Annotated in this window: 16 protein-coding genes; 4 read left to right on the forward strand and 12 right to left on the reverse strand. The window is 67.6% G+C overall.

What is annotated here, in order from left to right; genetic code table 11:
- Positions 1–90 precede the first annotated feature (90 nt).
- On the reverse strand, positions 91–1,041 hold the full coding sequence (locus tag BKE09_RS01125; protein WP_075674618.1) for a DMT family transporter: 951 nt from the start codon (positions 1,039–1,041) through the stop codon (positions 91–93).
- Between the two features lie 160 nt (positions 1,042–1,201).
- On the reverse strand, positions 1,202–1,900 hold the full coding sequence (locus tag BKE09_RS01130) for an AraC family transcriptional regulator (RefSeq protein ID WP_075674619.1): 699 nt from the start codon (positions 1,898–1,900) through the stop codon (positions 1,202–1,204).
- Positions 1,901–2,003: 103 nt separating this feature from the next.
- On the opposite strand from BKE09_RS01130, the gene BKE09_RS01135 reads away from it, so the two are divergent.
- Entirely contained in the window at positions 2,004–2,804 is an 801-nt protein-coding gene (locus tag BKE09_RS01135; RefSeq protein WP_075674620.1) for a DUF6491 family protein, read from the forward strand.
- On the opposite strand, the gene BKE09_RS01140 is transcribed toward BKE09_RS01135, so the two are convergent.
- From BKE09_RS01140 to BKE09_RS01150, 3 genes are all read right to left on the reverse strand, one after another.
- Positions 2,801–3,853 (reverse strand): linear amide C-N hydrolase, encoded by a 1,053-nt coding sequence (locus BKE09_RS01140; RefSeq protein ID WP_014036995.1) that lies wholly within the window; start codon positions 3,851–3,853, stop codon positions 2,801–2,803. The two genes, BKE09_RS01135 and BKE09_RS01140, sit on opposite strands and share 4 nt — an antisense overlap.
- Positions 3,854–3,920: 67 nt before the next feature.
- Positions 3,921–4,334, reverse strand: a complete 414-nt coding sequence (locus tag BKE09_RS01145; RefSeq protein WP_075674621.1) for a DUF6691 family protein — start codon at positions 4,332–4,334, stop codon at positions 3,921–3,923.
- Positions 4,331–4,768 carry a YeeE/YedE family protein gene (locus BKE09_RS01150; RefSeq protein ID WP_075674622.1) on the reverse strand — a complete coding sequence of 146 codons (438 nt, stop codon included), beginning with the start codon at positions 4,766–4,768 and terminating at the stop codon, positions 4,331–4,333. The genes BKE09_RS01145 and BKE09_RS01150 overlap by 4 nt, the downstream gene beginning before the upstream one ends.
- 86 nt (positions 4,769–4,854) lie before the next feature.
- Between BKE09_RS01150 and BKE09_RS01155 the strand changes: the two genes are divergently transcribed.
- Positions 4,855–5,178 carry a metalloregulator ArsR/SmtB family transcription factor gene (locus BKE09_RS01155; RefSeq protein ID WP_075674623.1) on the forward strand — a complete coding sequence of 108 codons (324 nt, stop codon included), beginning with the start codon at positions 4,855–4,857 and terminating at the stop codon, positions 5,176–5,178.
- Positions 5,179–5,181: 3 nt separating this feature from the next.
- On the opposite strand, the gene BKE09_RS01160 is transcribed toward BKE09_RS01155, so the two are convergent.
- From BKE09_RS01160 to BKE09_RS01180, 5 genes are all read right to left on the reverse strand, one after another.
- The gene (locus tag BKE09_RS01160) at positions 5,182–5,610 is read right to left on the reverse strand and encodes a BLUF domain-containing protein (protein ID WP_075674624.1); all 429 of its coding nucleotides are present in this window, start codon (positions 5,608–5,610) and stop codon (positions 5,182–5,184) included.
- A gap of 83 nt (positions 5,611–5,693) precedes the next feature.
- Positions 5,694–6,827, reverse strand: a complete 1,134-nt coding sequence (locus tag BKE09_RS01165) for a hybrid sensor histidine kinase/response regulator (RefSeq protein WP_049445868.1) — start codon at positions 6,825–6,827, stop codon at positions 5,694–5,696.
- Positions 6,824–7,399, reverse strand: a complete 576-nt coding sequence (locus tag BKE09_RS01170; protein WP_075674625.1) for a chemotaxis protein CheB — start codon at positions 7,397–7,399, stop codon at positions 6,824–6,826. Before BKE09_RS01170 ends, BKE09_RS01165 begins: the two co-directional genes overlap by 4 nt.
- Positions 7,399–8,223: a CheR family methyltransferase gene (locus BKE09_RS01175; protein WP_014036988.1), complete on the reverse strand. Its 825-nt coding sequence runs from the start codon at positions 8,221–8,223 to the stop codon at positions 7,399–7,401. The genes BKE09_RS01170 and BKE09_RS01175 overlap by 1 nt, the downstream gene beginning before the upstream one ends.
- The gene (locus BKE09_RS01180) at positions 8,220–11,324 is read right to left on the reverse strand and encodes a response regulator (RefSeq protein ID WP_075674626.1); all 3,105 of its coding nucleotides are present in this window, start codon (positions 11,322–11,324) and stop codon (positions 8,220–8,222) included. The genes BKE09_RS01175 and BKE09_RS01180 overlap by 4 nt, the downstream gene beginning before the upstream one ends.
- Before the next feature lie 178 nt (positions 11,325–11,502).
- Here BKE09_RS01180 and BKE09_RS01185 point away from each other — a divergent pair, with 178 nt between their 5' ends.
- Positions 11,503–12,636: a PAS domain-containing sensor histidine kinase gene (locus tag BKE09_RS01185; RefSeq protein WP_075674627.1), complete on the forward strand. Its 1,134-nt coding sequence runs from the start codon at positions 11,503–11,505 to the stop codon at positions 12,634–12,636.
- Entirely contained in the window at positions 12,626–12,985 is a 360-nt protein-coding gene (locus BKE09_RS01190) for a response regulator (protein WP_014036985.1), read from the forward strand. Before BKE09_RS01185 ends, BKE09_RS01190 begins: the two co-directional genes overlap by 11 nt.
- Positions 12,986–13,053: 68 nt before the next feature.
- Here the strand turns inward: BKE09_RS01190 and BKE09_RS01195 are convergent, their stop codons facing one another.
- Together BKE09_RS01195 and BKE09_RS01200 are read right to left on the reverse strand one after the other, a co-directional pair.
- On the reverse strand, positions 13,054–16,743 hold the full coding sequence (locus tag BKE09_RS01195) for a TonB-dependent receptor (protein WP_075674628.1): 3,690 nt from the start codon (positions 16,741–16,743) through the stop codon (positions 13,054–13,056).
- Entirely contained in the window at positions 16,740–22,823 is a 6,084-nt protein-coding gene (locus BKE09_RS01200) for a CshA/CshB family fibrillar adhesin-related protein (RefSeq protein ID WP_075674629.1), read from the reverse strand. Before BKE09_RS01200 ends, BKE09_RS01195 begins: the two co-directional genes overlap by 4 nt.
- Between the last annotated feature and the right edge of the window lie 59 nt (positions 22,824–22,882).

A 22,882-nucleotide genomic window follows, 5' to 3' on the forward strand; every position in this document is an offset into this window, starting at 1 on the left:
CAAAAAATCGTTGCCGCGATCATCGGCCAACGTGCCGGCATTTGGTTGCATCTGAGACCAAGCGGCCATCAGTACGCTTGACGGCCGCATTCAGCCAGCATGTTCGGCGATCGCCCGTGGCGTGCGATGCGCATGCGCGCACAGCATCACGCCGGCCACCAGGAACACGATCGCCAGCGCTTCCAGCAGCGAGGGCCAGCGCTGCTGCCAGGCAAAGGCATACAGCAGCGCGAACAGCGTTTCGAACACGATCATCTGCCCGGTCAGGGTCAACGGCAGCAGGCGGCTGGCACGGTTCCAGAACGCGTTGCCGAGGATCGACGCCACCACAGCCACGCCCGCGCTGATCGCCCAGAAGCCCCCCCACTGTGCCGCCGTGTGGGCACCGCTGTGGCCGATGAAGGCCATCGGTACCAGCAGCAGGGCCAGGCCGCCGGTGGTGACGCCGGTCAGCAACGACCAGTCGTGGCTGGACAGGTCCGGCCGGCGAGCCAGCCAACGACTGTTGCCGATCGAGTACAGCGCCCACGAGAACAGCGCACCGAATGCACAGAGCAGGCCGATCAGGCGCTGCCGCCACGGTGTTGCGAGATGTTCGGACATCAGGGCTTCCCAGCCCACCAGCGCCACGCCGAGCACGCATAGGCCCAGCGCCGGCAGCAGCTGCTTCAGCGGCACCGCGCCCTGCTCGCGCACGCCGACCAGGGTGACCACCACCGGAATCAGGCCGACGATCAGCGATGCGGCCGCGCCACCGGCCCACTGCACGGCCGTGGCCAGCAGCAGGAAATACACCAGGTTGCCGGCCAGGCTCAGCCACAGCAGCCCGAACCATTCGGCACGGCCCAGCCGCGGCGCCAACCGCTTCCAGCGCGGCAGCAACAGAACGACAGCAATCAGGCCATAGACCAGGTAGCGACCGGCCGACAGTTGCAACGCATTGAACGACTGCAGCACGGCGGGCGCGAGAAAGACCACGCCCCACAGCGCGCCAGCGGCAACGCCATTGGCGATGCCCAGGGCCATCGGGTTGTTGCGCATTCGGGTTCTTCGGGAGGAGAGAACAGGCCGCGCAGTGTAAGCGCAGGACGCTGGACGCTCTTGACCGAGGCTACTGCCCTCCTGCCCATGTAGCGTCGAGCCATGCTCGACTGCATCTGCACCGGCCATCCCGCGAACGGCAGTCGAGCGTGGCTCGACGCTACAGTCCGGCGCTCCTGCGCCAGGCGGCCGGCGTCTGCCCGCACTCGCGACGCAGCGCGCGGGTCAGTGCACTCTGCTCGGAATAGCCTGCGGCCAGCGCGATATCGCTGATCGGCGCCGCACTGGTACGCAGCTGGTGCTTGGCCCAACGCAACCGGCTCGCACTGAGCCAGGCCTGCGGGCTCAGCCCGAACTCCCGCTGGAACAGCGCATGCAACCGGCTCTCGCTGACACCGACAAAGGCGGCCATGCGTGCTACCGGCCACGCCTGGCCCGGATCGACCTGCACCGCCGCGCACAGGCCCTGCATGCGCGCACCACTGCCCGCCGGTGCGAACACCTGGAGCAGCTGCGGCAGCAGGGGCGGCAACGGTTGGCCCTCACGCACCTGCGCCAGGCGCTGTCGCAGCGCCAGTGGCAGATGCAGCCAGCGCTGGCGGCACAGGTGCTGCTGGGTATCGTCATCGAGCACACCGGGCGCGCAATCGACAATCACGAAACCATTGGGACCATCGGCCATCTGGTCATGCGCTTCGCCGGCTGCAACGAACGCCCCCTGCAGCAGGTCCAGGCGCCCGCCGCGCCCCTCCAGCTCGAACTGCAATTCGCCCTGCAGCGGCAGCACCCACTGCGCATAGTCGTGGCGGTCCAGGCCGGTGGCCTGGCCGTAGTGCCGCAGGTGGAAGATCGCGCCCATGTGACGAGTGTGCGCGTGCTGACATTTCCCTGCAACGCAGCCCCGGCACCGGCCATGCTATGTTCCAGACGGTTCCAGACGCAGGGATGGCAGGATGAACAGCATGATCCGATTGCTTCCGCTGGCACTGGCCAGCGTCTCCCCCCTGGCCGCCCAGGCCCAGTCCACGCCACCGGCCGCCGAGCGCATTGCACCTGCACCGCACTGCCTGGATGCACGTGACATACGCCAGGTCGAGCAGGAGACGCCGACCGCCATCGCGGTCCGTGACGGCAAGGGCCAGGCCTACCGCATCGACTTCAGCGCAGCCTGCCCGGGCGTCAACGAAGCCAGCGCACTGCGGCTGGAGGCACCTTCAGGCTGGGCCTGCGGCCGCCCCAGCGAACAGGTGATGGTGGATGGCCGCCGCTGCGGCGTCGGCAGTGTCACCCCCATCGACAACCGGGAGTTCGCCAGCACCGCACGCCAGAGCAGCCGCCTGTACGCGGCCACCCTGCCGCGGGTGAACGTGACCGCCACGGGCAAGTCCAGCCGTGGCGGCAGCAGCCCGCGCCATACCTTCCAGGCCTCGCCTGCATTCTGCTTCGCCACCCGCCATGTGCGCAGCTGGAACGAGGATCCCCAGGGCGTAGTGGTGGAGACCAATCCGCGCCGCAATGGCGGCAACCGCTACTACCGCGTCGAACTTGCCGGCAGCTGCTCGATCCTGGCCGGGGCCACCTCGGTGGAATTCCAGTCCGGGTTCCAGAACGGCCTGATCTGTGGCAACCCGGGCGATCGCATCGTGGAGACGCCGTCCGGGATTCCCGGCGACATGCGCGCCAGCACGCCGCGCTTCGCCCGCCCGGGCTGCAGCGTGCTGGCGGTCTATCCGAAGGACGCGCCGGACCAGGCCTCGCGCTAGCCGTCGACGCCGAGGAACGCGAACGGTGCACTGGGTACGAAGTGGCCCAGTGCATCGCCCGCGAACGTGTTGCGCTGGTCCTTGCCAAGGTCGAGCTTGAGCACCTGGCCGCCGAAATCGACCTTGTTCAGATCGACCCAGAAGGTGTTGGGGGTCAGCGCCGATTCGAAGAAGTACAACCGTCGCTTGTGGTCGGCCACCGTGCGCCAGCGCGTCGATGAGATGTTCGGCTCGCCCGGCGTGGTGATGCCGTACGGCACCGACGCATTGCGGATCACGCTGAACACGCTGGCCAGCGCTTCCACCGGATCCTCGGCCTTGGGAATGGCGTTGATGTAGAACGACGCACGCGCGAAGCGGTCGGACGAGCGGTTGGTACCCGGCAGCATCACCGTGCCACCGATCTGCTGCCAGTAGCTGTTGAGTGCCAGCTGCTGCTCGAAGATCGGCGAGTTGGTCATCACCTGGTAGCGGCGGTCATGGTGGATCACCTGGCGACCGCCGATGTACTCGACGATGGCGCTGTCGCCGGTTGCGTCGGACAGCGACAGGTGCAGCGTTGCCTGGCGGTCCTCGCCCGGCACCTTGTCGGTGACGATCGAGTACGGCTCACGCTTCAGCGCCGCCACCGCCTCGTCCACGGTCGCGAAATTGTCCAGCACATACTGCGCCCACAGCGAGATCGCCAGGCCCGGCTTGTTGCCACGCTGCTGCGGATACTCCGATTCGACCAGCCACAGCAGGTTGGCCACCAGGCCTTTCTCGTTCATGCCATCGGTGGTCGATACGTCGTAGCCGGTGGCCACCACCGAACCATAGCGCGCCGTCCAGGCCAGCGACTTCGGCCCGGCCTGGCCGGTGCGCGCGATGCCGCGCGGCAGTACATAGAGGTTGGTCGCCACGTCGACCTTCCAGTCCATCGAGCGCGCGGTGATCACATCGCCGTTGTCGCCCAGGTACACCGCGCGCGTGCAGGCCAGCGCCGGTGCCACCGCAGCGGCCAGTGCGACCGCCAGCATTGCCCTGCCCGTCCACTTCATCCGTACCATGTCGTTGTGCTCCTTTCCCCGTGAACCCTGGATCTGACCGCACGCAGGGTGACACAGGGGTGAAGCCTCAGCGGACGACGCGATCGTGCAGCCAGAACCCCGCAAGCATCGCAGGCACGAACCACAGTGCTTCACGCGATGCGACTGCCAGCCCGGCGATGGCCGGTCCCGGGCAATAGCCCGCCCATCCCCAGCCGATACCGAACAGTGCGGCACCCAGCAGCAGGCGAACATCGACATCACGCACACTGGGCAGCTGGAAGCGCAGTGCGAACCACGGCTGCGCGCGGCGCAGCACCCAGCGCTGCCCGACCGCACTGACCAGCAGCGCCGAGCCCAGCACCCACATCAGGGTGGGATCGAAATCACCCGCGATGTCGAGGAAGCCGAGTACACGGCGCGCGTCGGTCATCCCCGAAAGCGCCAGCCCCGCGCCGAACAGCGCACCTGCCGCTGCCGCGGCCCCTGTCACGCGACTCATGCCAGGCCTCCGCCGTGGCGGATGAGGAAGGTGGTCAGCATCGCGCAGGCCATGAACACCAGCACCGCCAGCAGCGAGCGCTTCGAGCCGCGCGCCAGGCCACAGACGCCGTGGCCACTGGTACAGCCACTGCCCAAGCGGGTGCCGAAGCCCACCAGCAGGCCGGCGCCGATCAACTGCCAGGCAGGCAAGGCGTCGCGCAGCAGTACCCGCGGCGACGCGTCGGGCAGCGACTGCCACCACAGCACCAGGCCGGCCGCTGCAAGCAGGCCAGACAGGAAGGCCCAGCGCCATCCACGCTCGCCTTTCGCTGCGCGCAGGCTGCCTGCGGCGATCCCGCTGATACCGGCCACGCGGCCGAGGGTGGCGAGCAACAGCACCGCGGCGGCGCCGATCAGCGCCCCGCCAGCCACCGCAGTCCAAGGCAGGTTCATGCCCTGCCCTCATTCACGCCATTCATGGGATTGCCCTTTTATTTAGCTTTATCTAAATTAGACACTTCTAAACAAAAAGGTCAACCATGCCCAGCGCCCCGCTCGACAGCGCCGCGATGGCCGAGCACGCCGCACAGGCCGCTGCGCTGCTCAAGCGCCTGGCCCATCCTGCCCGCCTGCGCGTGCTGTGCCGCCTGGTCGAAGGCGAAGCACCGGTACCGGAACTGCAGGCGCTGACCGGATTGAGCGCATCCGCGCTGTCACAGCACCTGGCCGTGCTGCGCGAACTGGACATCGTGGCCACCCGGCGCGAAGCGCAGGCCATCCACTACCGCATGCAGGAAGGGCCCGCATTGGGCGTGCTGCAGGCGCTGCATGCCGCCTATTGCGGCGGCGGTATCTCGCGCTGACGCTCAGCCGGCGTGCAGCGCTGGCTGCACAACGTTGTCGAGCAGATCCACCGGCGTCGGCGCGGAGCGATCGCCCTGCAGGGCACGGGTAAAACCCGACCAGTCACTGGATGACAGCTGGCGCAACAGCGCCTCCTCCACCGGCAGCGCGCGCATCGACCAGTACGGAAACTGGCGCTGGCCCAGGCGGCCGCGCGCCAGTTCAATGATGTCGATATGGCTGCCGGCCTGCAGGATGCGTTCGTAGACCGAGTCGATGCCATCCGGCGGCCCTTCGATGTACTGCAGGAAACGCCCGCCATCGTGCAGCAGCACGCCGGTCACCCCGGCCATCTTGTTGAAGCGGGCCGCATCGTCGACCAGCGCCTGCAGCCGTTCAGCGGGAAGATCCGGCAGCGCCCGGCTGACATAGGCGATCGCACGCAGTGGCATGGTGCTTCCTTGGCAATATGTACCGCCACGGTAGCAGTTGCGGACGAGCCCGTCTCAGATCCACGCCACGCTTGCTGAAGAATTCAGCTTGCTGCGGTTCCCGGGCTTTCAGAGCGCCGTGGCAGCGTCGCCTCGAACACCACCTGCCCCGCCTCGTTGCGCGCGCCGATGCGGCCACCGTGGGCGCGGACGAACTGATCAACGATGTACAGGCCCAGCCCCAGGCCATTGCTGGGGTGGAAACTGGCCTTGAACGGCTCGAACAATCGCGGCAGCAGCGCGTCGTCGATCCGTCCGGCGTTGCTCACCCGCAGCAGCACGCTGCGCGGATCGCGCCCGTCCACCTCCACCCTCGCCTCGCTGCCGTGGGTGAGCGCATTGCCGACCAGGTTCGCGGCGACCTGGCCCAGCCGATCCAGATCACCCTGCAGGCGGGTATCGCCCTGCATGTCGAGATGGACCCGCGCGTGGCCGTGGGCGCTGCCCGCTTCGGCCACCACTGCACGCGTCACCTCCGCAAGATCGCAGGCACTGGCCTGCAGGCGCAGGCCGCCGCTGCGGATCCGCGAAAAGTCCAGCAGCTGCTCGACCATCCGCGCCATGCGCAGGGTGCTGGCTTCCAGGTACTTCAGGGTCTGCTGCGCACCGGCATTGTCCCCGGGAAGCTCCAGCGCCAGCTTGTCGGCACACAGCAGGATCGCCGACAGCGGCGTGCGCAGGTCGTGGGTAAGCACGGCCGCCATCGTCTCGTTGAGCTTGAGCGAACGCTCCAGCGCCTCGTTGCGTGCCTTCAGCAGCTGGCGCTGCTGGTAGAGCTCGATGAAGACGTTGACCTTGCTCAGGATCACCTGCGGGGCGACCGGCTTGTGCAGGAAATCGACCGCGCCGGTTTCGTAGCCCTTGAAGGCACGCACCGGGTCATCCGGCGAGGCGGTCAGGAAGATGATCGGCACATCGCGGCTGCGGTGCGAACCGCGCATCAGTTCGGCCAGGGTGAAGCCGTCGATCTCCGGCATGTGCACGTCCAGCAGTGCCAGCGCCACCTCGTGCTCCAGCAGCAGCTCCAGCGCCTGCGCGCCCGAGCCCGCCAGCAGCAGGTTCACGCCCTCGCGCTGCAGCAGCGCCTGCATGGCTACCAGGTTCTGCGGCACGTCATCGACGATCAGCAGGTTGACCGGGGTCTGCGACTGCGCAGGGTCCGGTGGCAGCAGGTTCATGCAAACAACTCCTTCAGGCGACGGCACATCAGTTCAAGGGGCAGCACGGCATCAGCGCCAGCGTGCTGCAGGGCGGAGGCCGGCATCATCGATGCCTCGGCCTCCTCGGGACATTGCAGCCAGGCGCGGCCGCCAGCGGCGCGCACGGCGGCCACCCCTTCGCTGCCGTCACTGCTGGCACCGGTCAGCAGCAGGGCCAGCACCTGCGCACCGAACACCGCCGCTGCCGACTCGAACAGCGGATCAATGGCCGGGCGCGAAAACAGCACCGGGGCGTCGACCGACAACGCCAGCGAACCGGCGTCTTCCACCAGCAGGTGATAGTCCGGTGGCGCGAAGGTCACCGTGCCACGCTGCAGCGGCTGCTTGTCCTCGGCCTCGCGCACCGGCAGCGCGCAGTACGGTGCCAGCACTTCGGCGATGCGACTGCTGCGGTCGCGTGGCAGGTGCAGCACGGCCAGCACCGGCGCGGGCAGCGCCGCCGGCAGCGCGCCGAGCACCGCCTGCAGGGCCGCGACCCCACCGGCAGAGGCGCCGATCACCAGCATGGCCGGGCGTGTCGGCAACGCCATCAGGCGACCTTCCGGTACAGGCGATGCTCGCGCGAGCAGACCTCGAACGCACCATGGTGGCGACCGAACTGCAGCGATTCCTTGCTGCCCAGGCCAAGGAAGCCGCGATGCACCAGTGCTTCGCGGAACAGGCCCACCGCGCGATCCTGCAGGTCGCGGTTGAAATAGATCAGCACGTTGCGGCACGACACCAGGTGCACTTCGGAGAACACGGTGTCGGTGGCCAGGCTGTGGTCGGCGAACACCACGTTGCGGCGCAGCTGGCGGTCGAACACCGCGCCATCGTAGGCCGTGGCGTAGTAGTCGGAGAGCGAAGCAGTGCCGCCCGCCGCCAGGTAGTTGCGGCTGAACTGGGCCATGCGGTCGATGCCATAGGCACCGGCTTCGGCGGTGGCCAGCGCTGCCGGATTGATGTCGGTGGCATAGACGATGCTGCGCTCGAGCAGGCCTTCCTCGTGCAGCAGGATCGCCAGCGACCACACTTCCTCGCCCGTACTGCAACCGGCTACCCACAGCTTCACCGAGGGATAGGTGCGCAGCACCGGCACCACCTGCTCGCGCAGCTCGCGGAAATAGGCCGGGTCACGGAACATCTCCGACACCTGCACGGTGAAGAACTGCATCGCCTGCGCGAACAGGTCCGGCTCGTGCAGCAGGCGGTGCTGCAGGTCGGCCAGCCGTTCGCACTCGTAGCGCTGCATGGCCTGGCGGATGCGCCGCCGCAGCGACGACACCGCGTAGCTGCGGAAGTCGTAGTGGTAGCGCTGGTACAGCGCTTCCAGCAGCACTTTCAACTCCAGGTCGAACAGGGCCTGCTCGTTCATTGCCGCGAGCACCAGACCCGGCACAGCGAGACCAGCTTGTCGACATCGATGGGCTTGGCGATGTAATCGTTGGCACCGGCCTGCAGGCAACGCTCACGGTCGTCCGGCATGGCCTTGGCGGTCAGCGCGATGATCGGCAGGTCCTGCAGGTGGCGCTGTGCGCGGATCTCGCGCATCGCGGCCAGCCCATCCTTCTCCGGCATCATGATGTCCATCAGCACCAGGTCGACCTCGCGTTCGGCCAGGCGATCCACCGCTTCCTGGCCATTGCGCGCGATCTCCAGCGTGACTCCCAGGGGTTCGAGCACGCTGGACAGTGCGAAGATGTTGCGTACATCGTCTTCGGCCAGCAGCACGGTGCGGCCATCGAGCACGGTGTCGCGGCGGCGAGCCTCGCGCAGCAGGCGCTGCTGGTCGCTCGGCAGGTTGGCCTCGACGCTGTGCAGGAACAGGGTCACTTCGTCCAGCAGGCGTTCGGGCGAACGCGCGCCCTTGATGATGATGCTCTTGGAATAGCGGCGCAGGCGCTGCTCTTCCTCGCGACCGAGCGCGCGACCGGTGTAGACGATCACCGGCGGGAAGCCGACGTCATCGTTGCTGGCCATGTGCTCGAGCAGGTCGTAGCCACTGCCATCGGGCAGCGACAGGTCCATCACCATGCAGTCGAAGGTAACCGTGCTGAGCTGTTCCAGCGCGCCGGCCAGGGTACCCACGGCGACGATCTGCAGCTGCTCGCGGCCCAGCAGCAGTTCCAGGTTGTGGCGCAACTCGCTGTCGTCCTCGACGATCAGCAGGCGCCGCATGTCGCGCTGGCTGGTCTGTTCCAGCTGCTCGATGGCCGTCACCAGGCGCTCGCGCGTGGTCGGCTTGATCGCGAAGCCGATCGCGCCCAGCTCGCGTGCGACCTGGCCGCGCTCCATCGCCGAAACCACGTGCACGGGGATGTGGCGGGTGTCCGGATTGCGCTTCAGGCGCTCCAGCACGCTCAGGCCGGACACATCGGGCAGGCCGATATCGAGCAGGATGCCGTTCGGGCGCAGCTCGCTGGCCAGTGCCAGCGCTTCTTCCGCCGTGCTGGCGACCACGCAGTCGAAGTCCAGCTCGTGGGCCAGCACCACCAGCGCTTCGGCGAAGGTAGCATCGTCTTCCACGGCCAGGATCAGCCGGCCTGCGCGCTGGCGCCGGCCACGGTCGTCGGCCACGCTGGCCGCAGCCGTGACCGCGCCGGACGCAATCACCGGCGCCGCGGGTGCGGGTACATGCACAGGCGCAACCGCTGGCGCCGCGACGGCAGCAGCGGGCGCCGCATCCGCTTCAAGCGCAGGTGCCCCCTGCAGCGGCAGCTCCAGGATGAAGCAGCTGCCACGGCCCGGCTCACTGTCGACCTGGATGGTGCCACCCATGCGCTCGGCCAGATCGCGCGAGATCGACAGGCCGAGGCCGGTGCCGCCGTAGCGACGGCGGGTGCTGCCGTCGGCCTGGCGGAAGGCCTCGAAGATCACCTGCAGCTGCTCGCGGGCAATGCCGATGCCGCTGTCGCAGACCTCGAAGCGGACACGGCCATTGCCCCCTGCACGGACCTGCAGGCTGACCTTGCCGTGTTCGGTGAACTTCAGTGCATTGGCCAGCAGGTTCTTCAGGATCTGCTGCAGGCGCTGGTTGTCGGCCACCAGCTGGCTTGGCGCCAGCGCATCGGCCTCGATCTGCAGGGCCAGGCCCTTCTGCCGCGCCATCGGCTCGAACGTCTCGCGCAGGCGCTGCAGCACGCTGTCCACCACCACGACTTCGTCGGCCAGCTCGACATGGCCGGCCTCGATGCGCGACAGGTCCAGGATGTCGTTGATCAACGCCAGCAGGTCGTTGTTGGACGACAGGATCGCGCGTGCGTACTTCACCTGTTCCGCAGTGAGCGTGCCGTCCTTGTTGTCGGCCAGCAGCTTGGCCAGGATCAACGAGCTGTTCAGCGGCGTGCGCAGCTCGTGCGACATGTTGGCCAGGAATTCGGACTTGTAGCGCGAGGTGGCCGCCAGCTCGTTGCTGTTGCGCACCAGCTGGCCCTGTGCCACCAGCAACGCCTGCTTCTGCGCTTCCAGTTCGTGGGTGCGCTCTTCCAGCTGCACGTTGCTCTGTTCCAGTTCGGCCTGCTGCTCCTCCAGGTGTCCCTGCGACTGCATCAGGCTGCGGCTCTGCTCCTCCAGCTCTTCATTGGCCACTCGCAGCTCTTCCTGCTGGGCCTGCAGTTCCTCACCCTGCCGCTGCGATTCCTCCAGCAGCACCACCAGTTGCGCACGCAGCAGCGAGGCGCGCAGCGCCATGCCGATGGTTTCAGCGCAGCGCTCCAGCAGCTCGTCATCGAGACTGCGCTGCTCGCCGATGCGCGCCCGGCCCAGTTCGATCACACCGACCACGGCGCCATCGCTGCTGATCGGTGCCAGGATGCGCTCGCGCACCGGCAGGCGCCCAAGGCTGGTCTGCAATTCAAGTACCGCGGCGTCATCGCCATACAGGTGGCGGATCCGCTCGTCGCGCGCCACCTGCCCGGCCAGTCCCTCCTGCAGGGCCAGCGACGCCGGAGTGCCAGAGGGCAGCGCCATGCCGCCGGTCAACTGCAGTCGCCCGCCCTCCAGGCGATAGACCGCCCCGACGTCGGCATCCAGCTGGCCGGCCAGACTTGCTGCCGACGCTTCGGCAATCTGCTCCGGCCCGAGGTCACCGCGCAGGCTCATCGCCACCGCGTTCTCGGCCTCCTGCAGCCAGAGCGCGCGCATCGCCTGGCGCCGGGCATGGATCGCGCGCGAGACGATCAGCGCGATCATCAGAAAGGCGCAGCCACCGATGGTGCGGTTGACGAACGAGAACGACGAATTGTTGCTGGCTGGCGCCACGTTGAAACCGATCACCAGCAGGATGCAGGCGATCAACGCGACCACGAACGGCGCGCGCGCACTGCGCTGGAACACCGTGACGCCCACGGCCAGGAAATAGGCCAGCCAGACCGCGTATCCCAGCGGTACCACCAGTTCCAGCGCGATGGTGAAAGCCAGCAGTACGGCAGAGGTCATCCAGATCCAGCGGTCACGCGTAGTCGCACCAGGACGCATGCAGGTCGGTTCCAGAAGACAAAGGGTGGGTGATGGTACTCCCTGTCGTATTCAGCCGCACAGGACAAATGGCACGTGCCGCGCCTGCACGCGCCCTTCACACTTCAATGCCTAGCTTCTCGTCCCTTCCTGGGGTAACGCTCATTTCAACGTGGACGCAGCCGCTTCTACGACGTCCGTGCTGACGGACCCTTCCCGGCAGCTGCGGCTGCTGATCGACAGCGTGCGCGACCATGCGCTGTACCTGCTCGATCCCGAAGGCGTAGTGTGCAGCTGGAACCCCGGCGCGCAGCGGATCAAGGGCTACGCCGCCGGCGAGGTCATCGGCACCCATTTTGGCCGTTTCTACCTGCCTGCCGAGCGCGAGTCGGGCGAACCGCAGCGCCTGCTGCGGCTGGCTGCACAACAGGGCCAGTACGCCAGTGAAGGCTGGCGGCTCCGTCGCGGCGGCTCGACATTCCGCGCCAGCATCGTCATCGAACCGGTGGTCGAGGACGGCGAGCTGCTCGGCTTCGTCAAGATCACCCGCGACATCACCGAACAGTGGCAGGCCCAGCGGCTGCTGCGCGATGCGCAGCGCGCCCTGCGCCACACCCAGCAGTTCGAGACCGTCGGCCGCCTCAGCCGCGGCCTGTCGCACGAGTTCAACAATCTGCTGACCACCATCGGCAATGCGCTGGACCTGCTGTCACTGCGTGTCGCCGGCGATGTACGCGCCTCTGAACTGCTGGAGGCTGCACAGACCGCCACCGAGCGAGGTGCGCTGCTGACCCGGCAGCTGCTGGCATTCAGTACCGGCCAGACCCTGATCCGCGAACCGGTGGACATCAACGCACTGCTGCAGCAATGGCTGCCGGACCTGCAGCGCGGCTGCCCCGCACATGTCGTGCTCGAGGCCAGCCTGGCACCCGGGCTGCCCCGGGTGAGCACCGATGCGATGCAGCTGCAGACCGCGCTGGCCAACCTGGTCGCCAATGCGGCGGAGGCCACGCTTGAAGGGGGCCGCATCCTGATCGGTACGGCCCTGGAGCATCGCCTCGACCCGGACGCGGACACCGCATTGCAACGCGGCTATGTCACCCTCAGCGTCTGCGACGAAGGCCATGGCATGGCGGCCGACATCGCCGAGCGCGCGACCGAACCCTTTTTCACCACCAAGGACGTCGGCAAGGGCAGCGGCCTGGGCCTGAGCCAGGTGTTCGGATTCACTACCCAGAGCGGCGGCTTCGTCGATGTGTCCACCACGCCCGGTGTCGGCACCACGGTCAGCCTGCTGCTACCCGCAACGGAGGACCCAGCCCATGACCGATGAACCGATCCGCGTATTGATGGTGGAGGACCAGAACGATCTGCGCGAGATGATCGGCCTGGCCCTCCGCGATTTCGGCATCGAGGTGGCCACCACCGCCGATGGCCACGAGGCGGCGGAACTGCTCAAGGGCGAAGCGCGCTTCGATGTGGTGTTCAGCGATATCAGCATGCCCAACGGCATGTCCGGCATCGAACTGAGCGAGCACGTCGCGCGCGAACAGCCGCAGGCACGCATGATCCTGTCCTCCGGCTATGCGCGCTCGCAGCTGCCGCCACTGCCGGAGCAGGTGGAGTTCCTGCCCAAGCCCTATCGCCTGCGCCAGCTGGTCGAGCTGTTGAAGCAGGACTGACGGCTCGCCGGGCATGGCCCCCCGCGCTGCCGTTCCTGTAGAGCCGAGCCTGCGCTCGGCTGCTCTCGTCAATAGCGCCCCACCAGGTTCAGGTACCAGCCGCGGTGGGTGTAGTCGAACTTCGTCAGGTCATCGCTGAAGTCGGTGAAGTTGTAGCCCACGCCGACGCGGAAATTGCGCCCGATATCGCGGTCGACACCGGCCAGCCACCCTTGCCTGCGACCGCCATCGCGCACATCCAGCAGGCGGTACTCCAGCAGGCCATGCCACTGGTAGTACAGGTCGTAGCGCAGCTGCCCCGCAGCAAAGTTCGTGGCCGAATCAAACCACGGTCCGCTGCCGCGCCCGTAGCGCACCTCGCCTTCGCGGCGTGCCAGCTTGCCGGCCACTTCCCAGCGCGGGTCGATGCGGTAGACGCCTTCCAGCGAAAGCACCTGGGTGCGCTGGTCGTAGTCCATGCCGTTGACCTGGCCCATGCTCGACAGGTCATACAGATAGCTGTAGCGGCCGAACAGCGCCCAGCGATCGTTGTCCCACGGACGGTAGGCGAAGCCCAGGTTGCCCTCGATGAAACGCGCGCCCGCCACCGGATTGATCGCATCATCGGTGTCGGCATAGTTGAAGCGCGCAGCAATACGCCAGCTGTCGTTGAGCCGATGGCTCAAGCGATTGGTACTTACCCACTGCGTGCGCCGCTCTGCGCCGGTATCGCGACGCCACTCCAGCTTGCTCTGCCACTCGGTGCCGGGCGAGGTGCGACCACCGGAAAGACTGACGGCCTTGCGGTCGACCTGGCCACTGCTGGCGTCGAGCTTGCCGTTGCTCAGCGTGAAGCCGGCATTCCAGCCCACCGCCGGATAGAAGTCCATGCCGAAGGTGTGCGCCAGCCCGGAGTCCTGCCCGGACTTGAGGAACTGACTTTCATTGAACACGTTGACCTGGTCGGACAGGCGCCAGCGTTGGCCCAGCGTCCACCCATCCTGCGCATTGGGGCTGAACAGCGGGTCGTACTCGCTGCGGTCGGTGGACTGGGTGAACGCACCATAGAAGCTGTGTTGCGGGGTCAGCCGGTACTCGGCGTTGACCTGTGCGGCACTGCCGCGATCGCCGTCACTGACTTCGGCGCCGATCGTGGACAGATTGGCGAAGGTCCAGGTGCCACCTGCCACCACCGCGTCATTGTCGGCATAGCGGCCATGGTCGTCATCCACCGTCAGCTGGCCTCCACCGTATACATCCAGCGAGGTTCCGATGCGATGGGTATAGCGTGCAGCAGCCAGTACACCTGCGACGTTGCTACCGCTGCCCCGGTCCTCCTGCACCCGACGCAGTTCAGCTGACAGGCGATCGTTCTCGCCGATCCGCCATTCGGCGGTGGCCTGCGCCTGGATCAGCGACTCCGCGCCCCGCCGTGCCTCACTGTAGCGGGCGTACACACTGAAATCGTCGGTCACATAACCGAGCAGATCGGCACCCTGCTCGCGCACGCGTTGGCCGGTGTCGAAACGCCCGACCGAATAGCCGCCATCCACCTGGCGCCACCAGGCACCGGCACTCCAGTCACGCCGGGTCCAGCCCAGCTCGCGCAGATTGACGCGGGCCTCGACGGCGGTCGCCTCGCCTTCGCGCGGGCCTTCAGGATTGAGGCGACTGAAACTGAGGCCGCCGTTGTCGGAGAAGAACACCGGAGCACTGGTGGCCTCGCTGCGGCTGTGTTCGACCTTCAGGTAGGTGCCTCGGCCGGCCTGCAGGGTCAGGTCCGCCCCCTTCAGCGAGTAGTCCTGGCCGGCGCGCTGCTCGTCCACATAGGTCGCACCCACCGCCACGTGATCACCGAACCAGTGCTTGCCACGCACGCCAGCGGTGATGTCGTCGCTGTCGAACCCGGTCGGCACCCATTCGTAGTCGACGATCAGGCGCTGCTCGTAACCGTCCAGTGGCACGTCGCGACTGATCCGGCGCAGGTTCTCGCGACTGAGCTGGGCCAGCGGCCGGGTCAACAGGATGCGCCCCTGCAATGCATCGATCTCATAGTCGGCGCCGCGCACCATCGGCACGCGCTGCTCGACGCGGCCGGTGGTACGGTCACGGATCTCCAGCACCACCTGGTCCGAGCCACTGAGGATGCTGGCATGGCGCAGGTAGTACAGGCTGCCGCCGGTACCGATGAACTCGCTGTGGCCGGGCGCGGTTTCGGCCTGCGAACCGAACAGGCGCAGCTCGCTGCGCGCATCGCCCCAGGCATTGGCACCACGGGATCGCCACGACAACGCCGCACCGTACAGCGAACGCACGTACTGTGCGTATTCGGTGCCGGTCAGGCCGGTGTTGTAGTTGCCCCACAGCGCCTGGTTCTTGTCCCAGTCCATGCGCAGGTAGAAGCGCCCCATGCTGTCGACATCACGCTGGGTCAGCGAGTCATCGCCATAGGTCGGGTAATACAGATCCGGGTCAAGACTGCGGAACAGGTCGCGCGGATCGGCGGTGGTGAAACCAGTAAACAGTTCGTCCAGCGGACGGTTCTGGGTGTCGGCCTGTGCGGTCAGCAGGTAGCGGCCACGGGTCTTGGCCTTCAGGTAGAAAGCCAGGCGGCCGTCACTGAGCACATCATCGTTGCGCCCCCCCCGGGCCAGGTCCTGCCCTGCCCCACTGGCCTTGTTCTGGTACACGGTGATATCGGCCAGGCCGACACCGAACAGGTACTGGCCACTGACATTCACCTCCAGCGTGCGCGCGATGGCCGGCGCATCCGGCCGTTCAACGCGCACGTCGAAGGCGTGGTGGCCGATCGGCATCAGGTACTCGGCGGCGAACTTGCGGTCCTGGTCCAGCGGATAGCTGTCGCCGTTGATCTTCAGCGCCGCGCCCAGCGGCAGATCGCGGCCACGCAGGCGCACGCGCGAACCGTACACCGGGATGTTCTGCTGGCGCAGGCCGTTGCTGTCGAACACCTGCTGCAGCAGCGACAACGACGCTGCCTGGTTGGCATCCACCGCGGTCCCGCGGCGGTCCTCCAGCGCGTCACGCAACTGCTGGTTGCCGCGCTCGAACTCCGCCGGGGTCACCAGCTGCATGGACTGCGCGGTGGTTTCATCGACATTGCCCTCCGCATCGAAAGCGCGCAGCACGTAGACCAGGCGGTCGCCGCGACGCAGCGGCGTCGACGCCGGCAGCGTGCCATCCCAGCTGCCCTGCGCGACCGCAGCCACCGGCAGCTCGAACTGCGCCAGTGGCGCAACCCGGTCGGTATCGCTGCCACGGTAGAGGCTCACCTCCAGGCGCTTGATGAAGGCGGTGTAGTTGCCACGCACGTAGAACTCGACCGGCCGCACGATCCGGCCTTCGTCGAAGGCGACCATGCCCGGCGCCGACACCGACAGCTCGGGCTGGCCCATCGCCGGGTCTTCGGTGGCCCAGATCGCGCCCCCTTCCGGCAGGCGGATCATGAACTCACCGCGGACCGTCGCCTTGCCGGGTTCATCGATCGCCAGACTGACCCGGCGATCCGGCTGCAGCACCTGCGACGACGACCGCGTCGAGGTGCCTTCGGTCACCGGCTCGTCGTAGCTGCGCGAACGCAGGCGGAACAGCAGTTCGCCTTCGGCGTTGCACTGGCTGCCATCGCAGCGGATCGGTGCCGGCTCGGCGACAGGCGGTGCGGCCTGGACGGCGCCGGCAAGCCCGAGCAGCATTGCCTGGTACAGGGCCGCACGCGGCAGGCAGGCCGCACGGCGGGCAGCGGTGTGATGCGCGCTCATCGGCGGGCCTCCTGTTGGCGGGCCGCCGCACGGGTGGCGGCGCTCTCCTCGTTGCGGACGCGCAGGCGCTGCTGCACGGCGGGGCTGAGCTGGCTGCGCAATGCCTCGAACACGGCATCGGCACGACGCAGGCCCAGCGCCTGGTTGTAGGCATGGCTGCCGCGCACATCGGTGTGCCCGACCAGGCTGACCTGGCCACCGCCCATCTTCTCCAGGCGCGCAGCGATCGCCGCCAGCAGCGGCTTGAATTCCTCGCGCACGACCGCCTTGTCGGTATCGAACAACACGTTGCCCAGCAGCGCGCCACCGGCATCAATACCGGCCAGCAGCGAATGCGGGTCCTGCACATCGGTACGCAGCTGCACGGTCAGGCCAGCGCGTGCACGCTCGGTCACCTCGGCCTGCAGGGCATCACGCACCACTGCGGCGCGGGCAAAGGCCAGCACCTCGCTTTCGCCATTGGCGGCGATCACCACGTCACCGCCCTGGTAGCGGTCCACCACTTCGGCCATCTTCACCAGCACCGGGCGATAGCTGGCGCGCAGCTCGCTGCTGCCCGGGGCAAACAGCACCTCGCCCAATGCCAGCTCCATGCGTTCGGCCGCTGCCTGCGGCGACGGCGGCAGGCGCACGCCGAAGCTGAAGCGCGTCGGCACACCCTGGGTCACCCGCCGCAACAGCGGATTTTCGGTGGTCAGCTCGGCACCGGCCGGTATCGTGGCCGGGTCCAGCTTGATGATGAAGTTGCGGCCCAGCCGCGCATCACCTCCGTGCACGTCGGCCAGGTGGTAGCGACCGAACGGATCGGTCTCCACCAGCAGGCCTTCCACCGTGGCCAGGCGTACCCCGGGAATGCCCTGCTCCTGGATGCCCTCGTTGCCGATCACATAGGCCACCTCGTAGCCGTCGGCCACGCGTGCGACCTCACGGCGCACGGTCGGCGTGGCGGCGGTCAGGCCCTTGCCGGCATCGCCACTGCGCTGCACCCGCGTGGCCCCCTGCGCATCCATCCGCAGGCGATGCCCCTGCGCGCTTTCCAGCACGAAGTCATCGCTGAAGGCCAGCTCGCGCAGGCGCTGGCGCAACACCACCTGGTGCGCTTCAGCGGAATCGGAGGTCGACGCACGTCCATGCACCACGCCGATCTGCACGCCGTGCAGCAGGGGCGCACTGGCATCGGCCAGCGGTTGCGGGCCATCGCCCCGATCCAGCGTGGTCGAGCCCGCCACATATGCAGAGGCCGCGAAACCGCCCTGCACGCGTACACCGGTCAGCTCGGCGCTGTCCTGCCAACCGTCACCATCGCGGTCATCGAACACGGTGCCGAACACCAGGCTGTCTTCCAGCAGCGGGTCGGCATCCATCGCCACTTCGGCAGTCGCCACGTTCGACAACGGGCTGCCGTCATCGGCCGTCGCCACCGCCTGGTTCACATGGTTGCCGGCGCGCACGCCGGCGCCCACCCGCAGCAGGTAGGTGATGGTGGCACTGCGGCCAACCGCGATATCCACCGCACCGATGCGCAGCGGCGACTCGCTGCTGGCCAGCGCGAACGCACCGTCATCGTCGGCCACGCGCATCGAGCCATCCACGTAACTGAAGCCCGGCGGCGGCGTATCGACCACCACGCCATCGCGCCAGTGACTGCCCCCCACGTTCTCCACCACCAGCTGGTAGCGCACCAGGTCGCCCACCTTCACCCGGCGCGGGCTGGCGGTCTTGGTGATGCGCAGCGAGAAGTCAGAGATCACCTTGTGGTGCGTTTCGCAGGTCGTGCACTCCGGTGGCGGCGAACCGTCCGGATACTGACCGCGCAGGCGGTTCAGCACCTGGGTACGCGCCTCCTGGTTGACGATCGCCTGGTAGACATACTCATGGCGGCCCACTGCGGTACCTGCCGGCACCGTGCATACGATGTCAGTGCCCTGCTGCATGCACCCGGCAGGCAGGCTTTCGATGCTCAGCCCTGCATCCGGTGTATCGACCAGCTGCAGCGGCTGCCGCAGGGCGGCGCGTTCAACGGTCGCCACCAGGGTGTAGCGCAGGCGGTCGCCCGGGCGCACGTCGGTGCCGCTGGCCGGGCCGGACTGCTTCTCCAGCACCACGCGCGGGTCGGCCAACGCATGTTCGGTGCTGCAGTCGCCGCTGCAGGTGGGCGTATCACCGCCTCTGCCGAGCACCGCATTGCGCACGCTGCCGGTGGCCTGTGCATTGACCCGCGCGCGATAGCCCAGCGTATAGGTGCCCGGCACGGTACCGGCCGGCAGCGTGCACACCAGCGGATTACTGCTGTTGCAGGTGAACGGACCGGGCTGGGTGATCGACTGCAGGTCCAGGCCGCGGCCCAGGGTGTCGGTCAGGGTCACCACATCCAGCGTCTGCGAATTGGCGACCGTCACCTCGACGGTGTAGTCCACCGCATCACCGATATCGATCGGCGCCGCCGTGCTGGATTGCTTGTGGTAGGTCACCACCGCCGACAGCACCGGCGTGGTGGTGCCGCAGTTGCTGGTACAGGTATTGGTGCCGGTGCCACTGCCCAGCACCGCGTTGCTGACACTGCCCTTGGCCTGTGCGTTCACCTTCGCGGTGTAATCCACCGTATAGGTGCCCGGCGCGGTACCGGCCGGCAAAGTACACACCAGCGGGTTGGCCGCATTGCAGCTGAAACCCTGGCTGGCAGTCACCGCGCCGAGGTCCAGGCCCGGGCCCATGGTATCGGTCAGCGTGAACACCGCGGTGGTGCGCGACCGACTGACCACGGCAGTCAGCGTGTAGGCGATGCTGTCACCCACTTTCACCGCACCGGCCGCGGCCGAGGTCTTCCGGTAGTCGATCTCGCTGCCGGCTACCGGCGTGGTGGTATCGCAGTTGGCCGTGCACGACGGATTGTCACCGCCACTGCCCAGCACCGCGTTGGTGACCTGGCCACTGGCCTGCGCGTTCACCACGGCGGTGTAGGACAGGCTGTAGCTGCCCGGCACGGTGCCGGCAGGCAAGGTGCACACCAGCGGGTTGGCGGCATTGCAGCTGTAGGCACCGGCGCTGGTCACCGCGCCGAAGTCCAGTCCGGCACCCAGGGTGTCGGTCAACGTCATCACGGCGGTGGTGCGCGAATTGGCCACCACCGTAGTCAGGGTATAGGTCAGTCGATCGCCCACGGAAACCGGACCGGTGCTGCTCACCGATTTGGCATAGCTCACCCCTGGCGTTGCGACCGGCGTGGTGGTATCGCAGTTCACGCTGCACGACGGGGTGTCGGTGCCGCTGCCGAGCACCGCATTGCGCACGCTGCCACTGGCCTGTGCGTTGACGGTGGCGCCATAGGTGAGGCTGTAGGTACCGGGCACGGTGCCCGCTGGCAGCGTGCAGACCAGCGGATTGGCGGCATTGCAGGTGAAGGCTCCCGCGCTGCTCACGCCCGCGAAGTCGAGGCCGTTGCCGAGGGTATCGGTGAGGGTGACCACGCCGGTGGTACGCGCACGGCTCACGGTTACGCTCAGTGTGTAGTCGATGCGGTCGCCGACCCGCACCGGGCCGCCGGTGGATGCCTGCTTGGCATACACCACCTGCGGCGCCGCCATCGGCGTCGTGGTATCGCAGCTGCCCACGCAGGACGGGTTGTCGGTGCCACTCGGCACCACCGCATTGCGCACCTGGCCGCTGGCCTGCGCATTGACGATGCCGGTATAGGAAAACGCATAGCTGCCCGGCACGGTGCCCGCCGGCAGCGTGCACACCAGCGGATTGCCCGGCGTGCAGGTGAAGCCACCCGCGTTGGTCACGCTGCCGAAATCCAGGCCGGTGCCCAGCGTATCGGTCAGCGTGGTCACCGCCCGGGTACGCGCATCGGCCACCACCACGGTAACGGTATAGGCGACGCTGTCGCCCACCGCGACCGGACCGGTCGTACTGCTTGCCTTGGATACCGAGATCTTCGGCGCCGCCACCGGCGTGGTGGTGGTGCAGGTGCTGCTGCAGGTCGGCGTATCGGTGCCGGTGCCAACCACGGTGTTGACCACCTGGCCGCTGGCCTGGGCGTTGACGGTAGCCGCATAGCTCAGGCTGTAGGTGCCCGGCACGGTGCCGGCCGGCAGCGTGCACACCAGCGGATTGGCGGCGTTGCAGGTGAACGAACCGGCGTTGCTGACACTGGCGAAATCCAGGCCGGTACCCAGCGTATCGGTCAGGGTCAGCACAGCGCGGGTATTGCCATCGGCCACGGTGACGTCGACGGTGTAGCTCACCGTGGCACCCACCGCGACCGGGCCAGCCGTATTGGAACGTTTGGCATAGCTGACGCGCGTCACCGGCACGGTCACGTCACTGCGCGTGCAGTGGTCGGCGTCGGTGCAGCTGCTGCCCGGCGTCGGCGGCGTGCCGTTGTTGAACGGATCGTGGCCGCCGCCCACGCTGGCGTGGTTGGTCAGCACGCCCGACGCCGAGGCGGTCACGGTGACCGGCAGCGTGAACACCGAGCTCGCGCCGGCACTGCCCGCCGCGGCCAGCACCTGGTTGCTGGTGCAGGTGATGTCCTGGCCGCTTGCCGTGCAGCTCCAGTTGCCGCTCACATGCGCGCCCGTCCAGTTCGGCACGATACCGGCCGGCAGCTGGTCGCGCACGATGATCGGGCCGGCGGGCACATTCGGTGGATTGCCGGTCGGCACATCGCTGGTGTTGCTCACCGTCAGCGTGTACTCGGTGCCGGCCTGGCCGTAGTTCCAGACACCCCCGGTGGCGTTGTTGCTCTTCACCACCTTCAGTGCGGGCGCGGTGATGGTGATGCGGTGATCTTCCACTTCGCCGTCGTCGGCCACGCCGGTCGGGTTCTGGATCTGCGTCGCGTTGGTGGCGTAGCGCAGCCGCACATAGCTGGTACCTGCGCTGACCGAAGTGGGCACGGTCCAAGCCAGATTGGCCTGGCCACCACTGCAGGCAGCGGTCGTGCTGCGTTCGCTGGCGTCGAACGTGCCATTGCGGTTGAAGTCGATCCAGCCCGCCACGCTGCCGTTGCCCACGCAGGCTACCGGCTGGTTGATCTGGGTACCGGCCTGCATCACCGTCAACCGGTAGCTGGTCGGCCACGCATCTTCTTCGCGGCTTCCCGCTTGCGGGAAGTTGTCATCGCCCAGTGCATCAGCGCTGTAGCTGCTTTTCTGCTCGGTATCCGGGCCCAGGCTGCCGAGGAAATCGGTCAGCGGCGGCGCCAGGCCACCCGGCGTATAGGCGGCGGTGTTGATGTTGAAGTTGCTGCTGCCCTGCGGAATACCGTCAGAGCGGAACTGCAGATCGTCCACCACGTGCATGGCGTCGCCGTAGCTCTGCGGTGCATCGCCGAAGTCGGCATACGGCACCAGCAGGCCGATGGCGATGGCGGTGGTGCCGCCGCCGCGCATCGAAAAGCCCATGTTCACTGCCAGGTTGCCTGGCGCATGCGCGGCGTTGTCAAAACTGAGGAAGGTAACCGCGGCCGTGTTGTCGTCGTTGCCCGGACCGAAGCGGATGACCTGGTTGCCGCCGCTGGTCGACTTGTTCACCAGGTAGGGAGTGCTGTTGGCCAGGTTCTTGCGGACCTCCACCACGTTCCACGTGCCCTGCGCGCTGGCTTCGACGAACTCGCCGCTGTTGTTGATCGACTCGGCGTCGGCCATCACCACGCCACGCAGGCGGTACGGCGCACCGCCCATGGTCGAGGTGCAGGTGATGCTGAAGCTGGACGTGCCGGCCGTGCGCGCGATGCCGGCGATCAGCTGGTTGGCGGTGCCGGTGCCACCGATGTTGTACAGGTCATCGAGGCTGTCGCCACGCCAGTTGCCCGGGCGATAGCTGCGCAGCACGTTGGTCTCGGCGGTATTCAACCGGCAGTCCACGCGCAGGTTCACCCCGGCAGCGATCGGCATGTCGATGGACGAGGTGGCACCGTCGTTGAGCACGATGTTGTCGACGCCATTCGCGCCGCCGCCCCAGGTCAGCCACAGCACCGTATTGCGGTAAGGGCTGCTGCCGCCGGTTGCATAGGCCGCCGCCGACGCCAGCGATGGCAGTGCCATCGCCAGCAGCATCAGCACGACGATCGCCATCCAGCGGCGAGGGTGCAGGTGCTGCAGGTTTTTTTCAGGATGAACGCATCCACCGCCCG

It is taken from the genome of Stenotrophomonas sp. TD3 (assembly GCF_001939825.1).
Classification (GTDB): Bacteria; Pseudomonadota; Gammaproteobacteria; order Xanthomonadales; family Xanthomonadaceae; genus Stenotrophomonas.